Below are 13344 nucleotides of genomic sequence, written 5' to 3'. Positions count from 1 at the left end.
CCGCTCCACCCATAAGGAAAGGCACTTTTCGTGCGTAACACCGCAAAGCTCAGCACCGCTGTCCTCGCCGCCGGAGCCCTCACCTTCGGGCTCACCGCCTGCGGCTCGGGCACGGACTCCGTCTCCGGCTCCTCCGACTACAGCGGACCGCTGGTCGTCGCCGCGAGCCCGACGCCGCACGCCGAGATCCTCGACTACGTCAAGGACCACCTGGCGAAGAAGGCGGGCCTCGACCTGGAGGTCAAGGAGTTCCAGGACTACATCGTGCCGAACACGGCGACCGAGGACGGCTCGGTGGACGCCAACTACTTCCAGAACCAGCCGTACCTCGACGACTTCAACAAGAAGCGCGGCACCCACATCGTGCCCGTCGTCACGGTGCACCTGGAGCCGCTCGGCCTCTACTCCCACAAGGTCAAGAAGGCCGACGCACTCAAGAGCGGTGCGACGATCGCCGTCCCGAACGACGCGGTGAACGAGGCGCGTGCCCTCAAGCTGCTCGCGTCCAACGGCCTCATCACGCTCAAGGACGGCGTGGGCAGCGAAGCGACCCCGCAGGACATCTCCAAGAACCCGAAGAACCTCAAGTTCAAGGAGGTCGAGGCGGCCCAGACCGCGCGCTCCCTGGACGACGTCGACGCCGCCGTGGTCAACGGCAACTACGCGATATCCGCCGGGATCAAGCCCGCCAAGGAAGCCCTCGTCCTGGAGTCCGCGAAGAACAGCCCGTACGGCAACTTCCTCGCGGTGAAGAAGGGCAATGAGAAGGACCCGCGCGTGAAGAAGCTCGCCAAGCTCCTCACCTCGCCCGAGGTGAAGAAGTTCATCGAGGACAAGTACCAGGGCTCGGTCATCCCGTCCTTCTGAACCGGCTGCCGGACCGGCCGCTGAGCCGGGTCATTCTCTGCCGACGGGGCGTATACGGCGTATCGCCACGCACGGGGTCCACTCGCTCACCAGGTGTGGACCCCGTGGTGCGGTTCGGTGCTTTCATGCTGCATGCTGGGCAGTTCAGCAGGCCTGAACATCTTCCAGAGGTTACGGAGCGGCGCATGGCTGGCACCTTCCCCAACATCTCCATCAGCACGGAGCGGTTGGTGCTGCGTCCCCTCGACGAGGACGACGTGCCCGCACTGGCCGAGATGATGAACGATGAGCAGGTCGGCGCCTGGACGAGTGTCCCGCAGCCCTACACCGAGGCCGACGCCCGCAACTGGATCACCGAACTCGCCCCGGCCGAACGCACCGAGGGCCGTGGCGTCGTCTTCGCCGTCACCGAGTTCCTCACCCAGCGACTGGTCGGAATGGTGCACCTGCAGAACACCGACTGGCGCGTGCGCGCCAGCGAGATCGCCTACGTCATCGCCCCCTGGGCCCGCGGTGAGGGCTACGCCACCGAAGCGTCCCTCGCCACCGCGCAGTGGCTCTTCCACGACCAGAAGTTCGAACGGATGGAGCTGCGCACCGCCGCCGACAACACCGCCTCCCAGCAGGTGGCCCAGAAGATGGGCTGTATCAGCGAGGGTGTCCTGCGCAACGCGTGGATAGCGCGCGCCAGGTCCGGGGACGGGGAGTGGATCGACGTGCGTACCGACGTCATCCTCTGGAGCCTGCTGCCGGAGGACCTGGCCGGGGGCAGTGAACAACTGGCCGACACCGGCGGTTTCACGTCCTTCACCGACTGGAACTGAACCCTGGGGGCATGAGGGGAACAGCGCCGCCGCAGTGGGCGGCACCGTCCACCAGGTACCCTCACCAAGCCCACCCGGGCAGCCCCGACGAACTGCGCAAAACCCCTGGAGACTGACGACGATGGCCGACCGCGTCACGGTGATCGGCTGGGACGGCTCGCCCCTGACCGCCGCGGCCCGCTCCGCGCTGAGCGCCGCCACCCTGGTGGCCGGTGCCGCCCACCACCTGGCGCTTCCCGAGGTGCCGCCGACCGCCGAGCGCATCCGCCTCGGCAGCGTCGCCCTCGCCGCCCGTCGCATCGCCGGCCACCGTGGCACCGCGGTCGTGCTCGCCGACGGCGACCCCGGATTCTTCGGCGTCGTACGGACCGTGCGCGCACCCGAGTTCGGCCTTGAGGTCGAGGTCGTCCCCGCCGTCTCGTCCGTGGCCGCGGCTTTCGCACGTGCCGGTATGCCCTGGGACGACGCCCAGGTGGTCGTCGCACACCGCCGCACCCTGCGACGCGCGGTGAACGTGTGCCGCGCCCACACCAAAGTCGCCGTTCTCACCTCCCCGGGCGCCGGGCCCGCCGAACTCGGCCTGCTCCTGGAGGGCGTCCACCGCACCTTCGTCATCTGCGAGGAGCTCGGCACCGAACGCGAACAGGTCACCGTCGTCACCTCCGACAAGGCCCCCGACCACATCTGGCGCGACCCGAACGTCGTCATCGTCATCGGCGGACCCGTGGGGCCGGGAGTCTCGGGCGAGGGCGGCGGCTGGCTCGCCGGACGCGACCCGGGAGCCGGACCGCGCGGCTGGACACAACCCGCCCAGGCCTACGACGGACCGCTCGGCGAGGGCGAGACGGACCTGCTGCGTGCGGCCCAACTCGCCCGCCTCGGACCGCGCGTCGGCGACCTCGTGTGGGACATCGGCTGCGGCAGCGGCGCCTTCGCCACCGAGGCCGCACGGGCCGGCGCCGCCGTGATCGCCGTCGACCGGGACCTCACGGCCTGCGCCCGCGCGGATGCCGCCGCCCGCCAGTTCGGCGTCCAGTTGCAGATCATCCGCGGCCTCGCCCCGCACGTCCTGGAGAACCTCCCCGAGCCGGACGTCGTGCGCGTCGGCGGCGGGGGAGCGGCCGTGGTCTCCGCGGTCGCCGACCGCCGCCCGCAGCGCATCGTCACGCACGCCGCAACCCGCGACGCGGCCGAACTCGTCGGCCGGGACCTCACGGAGCACGGCTACCGGGTCGAGTGCGCGCTGCTCCAGTCCGTCGAACTCGACACCAGGGCCTGGACGGAGACGGAGCGGAGCGTGGTGTTCCTGCTCACAGGGGAACTGGAGCGGCGCGAAGGGCCTCGCTGAGGGGTGGCGGCCGGGGCGGCGGCCGGGAGTGCTCCCGGAGCGCGTGTTGTGACCCCCGCGCCGTCCCAGTGATCCTGTTTTCTGCCCCACCGGTGATCCGCTAGTCGTACCGCTCGCGGTAGGCTGGCCGATCGTTGCACTGCACTCGTGGCCCGGCACTTCGTTCGTCAATGTCCGGAAAACACGCCCCTTTTGGGGTGGGTGTGGTACGGCAGAACCGGAGGACGCGCAACGTGGCGCAGTCCACAGCGGGCCGTCGCGGATCAAGCTGTCGTGACGGTGGAACGGCCGGGACAATGCCACTGAATGGCTTTGTCGCCTTTTACGGGCGGGTCGTTCGTGCCGCTGGGCATGCACGCTCGTTCTTCACTGCGGGGGCGGTCGGTGCGCCGTTCCCGGTGAGCTGGACGTAGAAGCACTAACCGATGGGCGAGGGGTACGCATGACCGACACCGGCCAGGTCCCGGGCGAGGGACTGCCGGAGAGCGTAGGCATGGTGGAGCAGCCGGGCGTCCCCGCGCACGGTGCGTACACCTACCTCTCCGAGACCACCGCCGAGGACGAAGACCTGTTGCTGCTGCCGGGCGCCCAGAGCCCCTGGGGCAACGAGGTCGCCCCGCCCGCGCCGGAACCGGTCGTCGAGACCGTCCACGAGCCGGGCCCGCACGAGACGGCCGGCCGCGACAGCGGTTCGGTCGACCTCTCCGGCGTCCGTCTGCCCAATCCCACGCTGCCTCCGACGTCGGTCCCGCCGCGCCGGCCTCTGCACCTCGGCCCGCCCATCCCGGACGCCTCGGCGAGCCCGGTCCGCTCTCTCGCCGACCGCGGCCCCGCGGGCGCACCGGTCCGCCAGCCCGGCCCGCCCGCCACCGGCCCCGAGTACTTCGACGCCCCCCAGCTCCACGAGATGCCCCCGCAGGGCGCGGTCCCGTGGGGCGCCCAGGCACCGGCCGCCGTGCAGACCCCGGTCGACACCGGGGCACCGGCTGCCGAAACGGTTGTTCCCGCGCCCGAGCCGACCCCGGAACCGGTCGGCGCGGCCCAGGCCGTCATGGCCCGTATCGCGACGGACACCGCACCGCAGCAGCACGACGGCGAGCCCGGTCACGCCGCACAAGCCGCGCAGAACGGTGAGGCCACGTACGCGGCGGAGGCCCTTGGCGCGGCGTGCGACCCGGAGGCCGGGCAGATTCCGGTGGGGGTGTCGGCCGTCGAGGGCGCCCAACTCACCGGTGCCGGTGCCGGTGCCGATGCCGGGGCTGCTGACGTCGCTCCGGGCGGCCACGTCGCTGCGGGCGGCTTCGCTGTGGAGGGCGGGTTCGACGCTCCGTCCGGGTTTGCCGCCGAGAGCGGGGCCGACGGTCTGCCCGAGGGCAGCGGGGACGCTGGATCCCCTGCCCCGACGGCTGTTGCTGCGGACGCGGACCCAGGTCCTGTTCCCTCGGCTCCTTCGGACACCGGGCAGGCCGATGTGGTCGGTGCTGTTGCGGAGACCGTTCTGGCGCCCGGCGCCGGAGTCGCCGCGGAGGACGGGTACGCCGAGGCGGCCGTGCCCGGTTCGGAGGCTGCGCCGGCAGCGGAAGCCGGGTCTGCGCCGGAGGCCGTGCCGGCTCCTGGAGCGGTGCCTGCGCCGGAGGCCGGTCAGGTCCCGGAGGCGACGCACGCCGTCGCGGCTCCGCCCGCTCCGGCTGCCCCGGAAGAGGTGCCCGCGGCTGAGACCACGCCACTCGCCGAGAGTGCCGCCTCCGATGGTGCGCCGGCTGCCGACGCCGCCACGCCTGAGGACGTGCAACCCGTCGCCGAGGCGGCCGAGCCCGGGAACGGACACGAGGCCGTAGCGCCCGAGGGTGCCCAGTTCGTCGACGAGGCCGCACCCGGCGACGCTCAGCTGCCGAACGTGACCGCGCCCGGAAACGGCCTGCTCCCCGAGCAGGCCGCGCCCGAGGAACCCGCGCCCGAGGCCGTTCCGTTCCCCGAGCCCGCTCCGTTCCCCGCGCCGGCTGCGACCGAGACACCTCAAGGTCCTCAGGCGATGGCGATGGCGGTGGCGATGGTTCCGGATGCCGGTCAGCCTGCCGAGGCCACCGCCCACGACGCGGCTCAGCCCGTTGTCCCCGACCTCGCCCCGGCCGGCACAGCCGAGGAGCCTGTTCAGGCTGCCGACGTAGCGACTGCCCAGGCGGCCGATACGGATGTGCCCGCGCAGCCCACGGACGCCTCCGCGGCACCCGTCGTGGACGCCACCGCCGCCACCACCGTCGCGCCCGAGCCGTCGCTCCAGCCCGTGGACGCGCCCGCGCCCCAGGACCAGAGCACGCACCCGGCCCAGCCCACGCCCGACGTACTGTCGCCCGCCGCGGACGCCGACACACAACCGGCCGCCACCGCCCCGGCCACCCCCGAAACGTCTCCGGCCCCCCTCGCCCCTGCAGACGCCCAACCGACCGACGCGCAACCGGCCGAAGCGGGATCCCCGACGGACCGTGCGAACCCCGAAGACGCGCTCGCGCCCGAGACGGCCGCGGCCTCCGCCGACGTCTCGCCCGCGCTCCCCGCCGACGCGGTGGCTGCCGACCCGGCTGCCCAGTCCGACCCCGGCCCGGACACCCTGCCGCCATTCGCCGCCGGCCCCCAGCCACCCGCCGCGGAACCCGCGGAACACCAACCCACCGAGCCGGTCGGCCAGTTCGTCCCCGTCGAGGGCTCCGTGCCGACCACCCCGCACCTTGCCCCGACCCCGCCGCGCGCCCTCGTGCTCCCCCCGGAGGACGAGCAGGCGCCGGAGCCGGTCGTCACGGTGCCCGCTCCGCGCGACGGCGACTCCGAACTCGTACAGCATGCGGAGGACCTGGACACCAGGGCCGCCGACCAGGAAGAGGAGAGCACGGCCGCAGTGGAAGAAGTACGACAGTCCACCGGCCCGGCCGCGCCCGCCTACGACGACGCCGAGCGCGAGGCCGTCCTCAAGGTCATGCGGGAGCGACGCGACATTCGCAACGGCTTCCGCAGCGACCCCATCCCGCACGAGGTGCTGCTCCGCGTCCTGGAGGCCGCGCACACCGCCCCGTCCGTGGGGCACTCGCAGCCCTGGGACTTCGTCGTCATCCGCTCCGCCGACACCCGGCGCAGCATGCACGAACTGGCCATGCGCCAGCGCGACGCGTACGCCAAGTCCCTCCCCAAGGGCCGGGCGAAGCAGTTCAAGGAACTGAAGATCGAGGCCATCCTCGACACCCCGGTGAACATCGTCGTCACCGCCGACCCGACCCGCGGCGGGCGCCACACGCTGGGCCGTCACACACAGCCGCAGATGGCGCCCTACTCCGCCGCGCTCGCGGTAGAGAACCTCTGGCTCGCCGCCCGCGCCGAGGGCCTCGGCGTCGGCTGGGTCAGCTTCTTCGACGAGCGTGAGATGGTCCGCGCGCTGGGGCTGCCCGAGCACCTGGAAGTCATCGCCTACCTGTGCGTCGGGTACGTCGACGAGTTCCCGGACGAGCCCGAGCTGATGCAGGCGGGCTGGTCCAAGCGCCGCCCGCTGTCGTGGGTCGTGCACGAGGAGACGTACGGCCGGCGTGCCCTGCCCGGCGAGGAGCCGCACGACCTGCTCGCCGAGACCGTCTCCCAGATCCGCCCGCTGGACGCCAAGGCGCTCGGCGAGGCCTGGGAGCGGCAGAAGCGGATGACGAAGCCGCCCGGCTCGCTCGGCATGCTGGAGATCATCTCCGCGCAGCTGTCCGGCCTGTCCCGGCAGTGCCCGCCGCCGATCCCGGAGCCCGCGGCCGTCGCGATCTTCGCGGGCGACCACGGTGTGCACGCCCAGGGTGTGACCCCCTGGCCGCAGGAGGTCACCGCCCAGATGGTGGCCAACTTCCTCGGTGGCGGAGCGGTCTGCAACGCCTTCGCGGGCCAGGTGGGCGCCGAGGTCTGCGTCGTCGACGTGGGCGTGGCCGCCGACCTGCCCGCGACCCCCGGTCTGCTGCCCCGCAAGGTCCGCGCCGGCACGTCCGACATGACCACCGGCCCCGCGATGACCCGCGAGGAGGCCAAGCAGGCCATCGAGGTCGGCATCGAGACGGCCCGCGACCTGGTGGCGGCAGGCAACAAGGCGCTGCTGACCGGTGAGATGGGCATCGCCAACACCACGGCGTCCGCCGCCCTGATCTCGGTCTTCACGGACACCGATCCGGCCGACGTGACCGGCCGCGGCACCGGCATCAACGACGAGACCCTGGCCCGCAAGACCGAGGTCGTCCGCCGCGCGATCGAGGTCCACCAGCCCGACCCGGCCGACCCCATCGGCGTGCTCGCCGCGATCGGCGGCTTCGAACACGCCGCGTTGGTCGGCCTGCTCCTCGGCGGCGCCTCACTGCGTACGCCGGTGATCCTGGACGGCGTCAGCGCCGGCGCCGCGGCCCTGGTGGCCCGTGCGATCGCCCCCGAGGTCCTCGCGGCCTGCATCGCGGGCCACCGCAGCGCCGAACCGGGCCATGTGGCCGCGCTGAACAAGCTCGGCCTGCGCCCCCTGGTCGACCTCGACCTCCGTCTCGGCGAGGGCACCGGCGCCCTCCTGGCCCTCCCGCTCGTGCAGAGCACGGCCAGGGCCATGCACGAGGTCGCGACGTTCGACTCGGCAGGCGTCACCGAGAAGTGACCCCGAACCGGGGTGGGGCACACGCTCCTGCGTGCACCCCACCCCGGCCGTAATCTGAATCCGTCTCTAGAATCCGCACGTCAGGGCTGCTCCAGAGCCGTAGCACCCATCGCATTGCCAGCACGAGGAGCCGCACCTCATGGCCGAAAACCCCGCCTACCCCGTAGGCCTCCGCCTCACCGGCCGCACCGTGGTCGTCCTCGGCGGCGGCCAGGTCGCCCAGCGCCGCCTCCCGGCACTGATCGCAGCGGGCGCGGACGTCCTCCTCGTATCCCCGGAGGTGACCCCCTCCGTGGAGGCCATGGCGGACGCGGGCGAGATCACCTGGCAGCGGCGGCCGTACGCCGAAGGCGACCTGTCGGACGCCTGGTACGCCCTGATCGCCACCAGCGACACGGAGGCCAACACCGCCGCCTCCGCCGAGGCCGAGCGGCACCGGGTCTGGTGCGTCCGGTCCGACGACGCCGACGCCGCCACCGCCTGGACCCCGGCCACGGGCACCAGCGAAGGCGTCACGGTCGCCGTCCTCACCAGCCGGGCCGGCGGCCGCGACCCCCGCCACACCGCCGCCATCCGCGACGCGGTCGTCGAGGGCCTGCGCGACGGCACCCTCGTCGCCCCCCACCACCGCACCCGCACGCCCGGAGTCGCCCTCGTCGGCGGCGGCCCGGGCGATCCGGACCTGATCACGGTCCGCGGCCGTCGTCTCCTCGCCGAGGCCGACGTGGTCATCACCGACCACCTGGGCCCCCGCGACCTGCTGGCAGAACTGCCCGCGAGCGTCGAGGTGATCGACGCGGCGAAGCTGCCGTACGGCCGCTTCATGGCCCAGGAGGCCATCAACAACGCGCTGATCGAACACGCCAAGCAGGGCAAGTCGGTCGTACGGCTGAAGGGCGGAGACCCGTTCGTCTACGGCCGCGGCATGGAGGAGGTCCAGGCGCTCGCCGAGGCCGGTATCCCGTGCACCGTCGTCCCGGGCATCTCCAGCTCGATCTCGGTGCCGGGCGCGGCCGGCATCCCGGTCACCCACCGGGGAGTCGCCCACGAGTTCACGGTGGTCAGCGGGCACATCGCCCCCGACGACGAGCGCTCACTGGTCGACTGGCCCGCCCTCGCCCGGCTGACCGGCACGCTCGTGATCCTCATGGGCGTCGGCACGATCGGGAAGGTCGCCGAGACGCTCGTCGCCCACGGCAAGTCCGCCGACACCCCGGTCGCCGTGGTCCAGGAGGGCACCACGGCCGCCCAGCGTCGCGTCGACGCCACCCTCGCCACCGTCGCCGAGGCGGTCCGTACGCACGAGGTGAAGGCCCCGTCGGTCATCGTCATCGGCAAGGTCGTCACCGTGGGCCCGCAGGCGTCCGCGTAACCCCGGGTAACACAACCCGTTCCCAGCCGTTGGCACCGCACCCAGGACAAGGCAGTATCACCCTGTGGCCGATCTCATCACCGTTGAGGATCCCGACGACCCCCGCCTGCGCGACTACACGGGCCTGACCGACGTCGAGTTGCGCCGCAAGCGCGAACCGGCGGAGGGCCTGTTCATCGCCGAGGGCGAGAAGGTCATCCGCCGGGCGAAGGACGCCGGGTACGAGATGCGCTCGATGCTGCTGTCCGCGAAGTGGGTCGACGTCATGCGCGACGTCATCGACGAACTCCCGGCCCCGGTGTACGCGGTCAGCCCGGACCTGGCGGAGCAGGTCACCGGCTACCACGTGCACCGCGGCGCCCTCGCCTCCATGCAGCGCAAACCCCTGCCGACGGCCGCCGACCTCCTCCAGACCACCCACCGGGTGGTGGTCATGGAGTCGGTCAACGACCACACCAACATCGGCGCCATCTTCCGCTCCGCCGCGGCCCTGGGCATGGACGCGGTGCTCCTCTCCCCGGACTGCGCGGACCCCCTCTACCGCCGCAGCGTCAAGGTCTCCATGGGCGCGGTCTTCTCCGTGCCCTACGCCCGCCTCGACACCTGGCCCAAGGGCCTGGACTCGGTCCGCGAGGCCGGTTTCACGCTCCTCGCCCTCACCCCCGACGAGAAGGCCAGGTCCCTCGACGAGGCCGCGCCGCACAAGATGGACCGGGTCGCCCTGATGCTCGGCGCCGAGGGCGACGGCCTGTCCACGCAGGCCCTGGTCGCCGCCGATGAATGGGTCCGCATCCCGATGTCCCACGGCGTCGACTCCCTCAATGTGGGCGCGGCAGCCGCGGTCGCCTTCTACGCGGTGGCCACCGGCCGCCCGCAGGGATAGCCATGGTTCAACGGGAGGCGATCGTCGCGGTGCTGCGCCGGGCCGACCGGGTGCTCGCCGTCCGACGCGGCCCCACCGTCTCCCACCCCGGTTTCTGGCAGCCCCTCAGCGGCAAGGTCGAACCGGGGGAGACCCAGGAACAGGCCCTGGTCCGCGAGGTCATGGAGGAGGTGGGCCTCACCGTCTCCCCGGGCGTGAAGGTCTGGGAGTCGGAGACCGACGACGGTCACTTCCGCCTCCACTGGTGGACGGCGGACGCGGACAGCGGAGAGGTCGTCCCCGACACGGTGGAGGTCGCCGAGGCCCGCTGGGTCACCCCGGAGGAATTCCTGGCCCTCAACCCGGTCTTCGACGGCGACCGAGAGTTCTTCGAACGGATCCTGCCGGACCTGTGACGCCCCGGCCCACCCTCAGTCCACGGTGACGCGGCCCGGTTCCCCGAGCTGTTCATGGTGCTGCTGCCGTACGACATCGGCGTCGCCGCCCAGTCCTCGCGCCGGCCCCTGGCAGCCCTGGGCGGCGGCGATGCCGAGGGCCACGAGCAGCGTGACGACGACGAACACGAACAGCCGTTGCCGCAGCAGCCGAGGATTGGCCGGCCGGCGTCCCGTCCCCGTGGTCCTGGGCCCCGGACGACCGGTACCGCTGCGCGGCGCGGGCCGGCTCCCGCTGCCCGAGCGCGTCGTGTTCCGCGAGGCGGACGTGTGCCGTGACCCCGAGCGCTGGGACGCCGCCGGACCACTGCGGGAGGCGCTGCCGCCCCGCGAGGGAGCAGCCCCGCCCCGGACCGGAGAGGACCCGCGCGGCCCGGCGGAAGCACCCCGCGGCGGCGGTGTCCCGTGCGGACCCTGGGGCCGGCGCTGTTCGCGCTGCTGCTCCGGGTAGGTGTCGGCGAGCCGCCCCGTGGGCCGGTCCGCCTCAGCCGCGCGGGGCGCGGGCGGACGCGGGTCGGGGAGTCCCTGTGTCTCCCGGGCGGCGATCTCCTTGAGCCGCAGTGACAGTTGCAGCGTGCTGGGCCGCTCCTCGGGATCCTTCGCCAGACACGCGCGCACGAGCGGGGCCAGCGCGTCCGGCACGCCGTGCAGCTGCGCCTCTTCGTGGACGACGCGGTACAGCATCACCTCGGAACTGCCGTGTCCGAAGGGCGAATCGGCCATCGCCGCGTACGCCAGGGTCGCCCCCAGCGAGAACACGTCCGTGGCCGGCGTGACGGCGGCCCCGCGCACCTGCTCCGGCGCGAGGAAGCCGGGGGAGCCGACGGCCGTACCGACGTGCGTCAGCGTGGACGCCCCGGTCGCCCAGGCGATACCGAAGTCGATGATCCGCGGCCCCTTCGGGGACAGCAGGATGTTGGACGGCTTGAGATCCCGGTGCACGACGCCCGCCTCGTGCACGGCGACGAGCCCCTCCGACAGGGCGGCACCCACGGCCGCGACGTCGGCCGCGCTCAGCGGCCCCCCGTCGGCCACCTTGTCGTGCAGCGAGGGCCCGGGCACGTACTGGGTGGCGAACCAGGGCCGGTCGGCATCGAGATCGGCGGCGACGAGCCGAGCCGTACACCCACCCCTGATCCGACGGGCCGCGGAAACCTCCCGCGCGAAGCGCGACCGGAACTCCTGGTCCTCCGCCAGATCAGGCCGGATGACCTTCAGCGCGACCCGCTGCCCCTTCTTGTCGGAGCCCAGGTACACGACGCCCATCCCGCCCGCGCCGAGCCGTCTGTGAAGCCTGAACGAGCCGACGACGCGCGGGTCCTCGCGCCTCAGGCGCATCATCGCCATGTTCATCCCCGCTGCCCGGTCCGTGTGACGTGGCACAGCTTACGTTTCCACGGCCGCCCGCGCGCAGAGGCCGCGCCCTCTCGGCCCGATGGATTGTCAGTGCCGGGTGGGAGACTTGAAGAGTGGTCAGGGAGCCGGTGAGCAGGCGGATTTCGGCCGGTTCGTGACCCCAACCACCCATCGCAGAAGGGGGATTGAACACGTGAAGGGTGATCGCGTGGAAATAGTCGTGGATGCGGGGGACACGACCCGCACATACGAGGTGGTGGCGAGCAGGGCGGGCCGCCGGGTGGAGACAGCGGTACGCCGAGGTGTCGTGGAAGTGAGCGAAGTCACCCGCAACGGCTCCGTGGTCCGCACGGCCCGCTTCATGGCGAACCGGGTGCTGGCCCTGGTCGAGCAGCCGATACCCCGGGAGGACAGTTCGGAAAGGCCCGGACACACCGCGCGCCCCCTCGGGGAAGACCCTGAGACCTAGGTCCACGTCTCCACCCAGGGGAGTACTCCCCGTGTCATGGCTCATCCTCCGGGAGGCCCGGCAATCGGTACGAGGGCATGACGTGCGACAAGCGCCGGACGCCTAGATTTGAGGTCAAGCGGCGGGTGCAGCACTCGTCCCCCGAGGTCAGACACCCGCCGCTGCCAACGACAACTGAGAACGGTCAGGAGAGGGACCATGGCCCTAACGGCACCGCGGGCACTGATCCGCACCCAGGAGAGAAACACGCTCCGCCGCCGCACAGGCCGTCGCCACCCGCTGGTGGCGACACTCATGGCCCTTCCCCTGGCGGCCCTGCTCTTCTTCGTCTTCGACGGCTGGGAGACAGTGGCTACACAGGCGTCGTCCGTGGGCGTGATGCTGGGGCGCTGAGCGGCGACCCCAGGCCCGGAAGAGCGGTCCGGGCGGGGACATCCACCCATGAAACCCCGTGGGGACGGGGGTGCGGCGGACGGCAAAAATGCCGGCGCAGCTGGGGAGCTGCGCCGGCATTGCTTTGCCCGCACACAACAGACAACACGACCACCTCCTCTAACCCGCTCCGCGCATTCCGGCCCGCCCGACGTAGGGACCGGCAATTCTGACCGCCGGTCTGTGTCCTTCAGCCCGTCCGGCGTCTACGGACGAGGACTTTCCGCCCCGACCTCTCACGCACCCGGCAGGGGCCGGCTCTTCTGCGCGCCGGCCCGCGCATGTCAGCCCGTCCGGCGTCTCCGGTCGAGGGCTTTCCGCCCCGACCTCTCAGGCACCCGGCAGGGGCCGGCTCTTCTGCGCGCCGGCCCGCGCATGTCAGCCCGTCCGGCGTCTCCGGTCGAGGGCTTTCCGCCCCGACCTCTCACGCACCCGGCAGGGGCCGGCTCTTCTGCGCGCCGGCCCGCGTATATCAGCCCGTCCGGCGTTTGAGGACGAGGCCGTTCAGGCCGATCGGGGTCCGGGGCGGAGCCCCGGGAGGGCCGCAGGGGAGGCAGCCCCCGCCGCGATTGAAGGGGCAGCACCCCTGGGGGCGGGACGGCCAGGGACGGCAGGGGCGAAACCCGCCGCGACCGACTGCAGCACCGGGCGCCCAAGACCCCGCCGCCTCCCCCCCCGTACCCTCACGACAGACCCACACCGCCCCAG

At 72.5% G+C, this 13344-nt stretch carries 10 protein-coding genes; 9 read left to right on the top strand and 1 reads right to left on the bottom strand.

The features are described 5' to 3' along the window. Positions 1–30: 30 nt before the first annotated feature. From OG870_RS08970 to OG870_RS08940, 7 genes are all read left to right on the top strand, one after another. Positions 31–867, top strand: a complete 837-nt coding sequence (locus tag OG870_RS08970; RefSeq protein WP_266510851.1) for a MetQ/NlpA family ABC transporter substrate-binding protein — start codon at positions 31–33, stop codon at positions 865–867. Between the two features lie 185 nt (positions 868–1052). Then, positions 1053–1691, top strand: a complete 639-nt coding sequence (locus OG870_RS08965) for a GNAT family N-acetyltransferase (protein ID WP_266510848.1) — start codon at positions 1053–1055, stop codon at positions 1689–1691. Positions 1692–1812: 121 nt separating this feature from the next. Then, a complete protein-coding gene (gene cbiE, locus OG870_RS08960; RefSeq protein WP_266510845.1) occupies positions 1813–3039 on the top strand; it encodes a precorrin-6y C5,15-methyltransferase (decarboxylating) subunit CbiE in 1227 nt (408 codons plus the stop codon). Positions 3040–3481: 442 nt separating this feature from the next. After that, the gene (gene cobT, locus OG870_RS08955; RefSeq protein WP_327690799.1) at positions 3482–7690 is read left to right on the top strand and encodes a nicotinate-nucleotide--dimethylbenzimidazole phosphoribosyltransferase; all 4209 of its coding nucleotides are present in this window, start codon (positions 3482–3484) and stop codon (positions 7688–7690) included. Positions 7691–7829: 139 nt separating this feature from the next. Then, positions 7830–9062: a uroporphyrinogen-III C-methyltransferase gene (gene cobA / locus OG870_RS08950; protein ID WP_266510839.1), complete on the top strand. Its 1233-nt coding sequence runs from the start codon at positions 7830–7832 to the stop codon at positions 9060–9062. A gap of 64 nt (positions 9063–9126) precedes the next feature. Continuing rightward, positions 9127–9945 carry a TrmH family RNA methyltransferase gene (locus OG870_RS08945; protein WP_266510837.1) on the top strand — a complete coding sequence of 273 codons (819 nt, stop codon included), beginning with the start codon at positions 9127–9129 and terminating at the stop codon, positions 9943–9945. Between the two features lie 2 nt (positions 9946–9947). Further along, positions 9948–10340 carry an NUDIX domain-containing protein gene (locus tag OG870_RS08940; RefSeq protein WP_266585966.1) on the top strand — a complete coding sequence of 131 codons (393 nt, stop codon included), beginning with the start codon at positions 9948–9950 and terminating at the stop codon, positions 10338–10340. A 15-nt stretch (positions 10341–10355) separates the two neighbouring features. On the opposite strand, the gene OG870_RS08935 is transcribed toward OG870_RS08940, so the two are convergent. Then, entirely contained in the window at positions 10356–11732 is a 1377-nt protein-coding gene (locus OG870_RS08935; protein WP_266588512.1) for a protein kinase domain-containing protein, read from the bottom strand. A 196-nt stretch (positions 11733–11928) separates the two neighbouring features. Here OG870_RS08935 and OG870_RS08930 point away from each other — a divergent pair, with 196 nt between their 5' ends. Next, positions 11929–12204 carry a hypothetical protein gene (locus tag OG870_RS08930; protein ID WP_266585968.1) on the top strand — a complete coding sequence of 92 codons (276 nt, stop codon included), beginning with the start codon at positions 11929–11931 and terminating at the stop codon, positions 12202–12204. A gap of 198 nt (positions 12205–12402) precedes the next feature. Continuing rightward, a complete protein-coding gene (locus OG870_RS08925; RefSeq protein ID WP_266510828.1) occupies positions 12403–12597 on the top strand; it encodes a hypothetical protein in 195 nt (64 codons plus the stop codon). Positions 12598–13344 lie beyond the last annotated feature (747 nt).

Source organism: Streptomyces sp. NBC_00461 (assembly GCF_036013935.1).
Taxonomy (GTDB): Bacteria; Actinomycetota; Actinomycetes; order Streptomycetales; family Streptomycetaceae; genus Streptomyces.
Note: the sequence above shows the minus strand (reverse complement) of the source record. Positions and strands in the feature narration are given on the sequence as shown.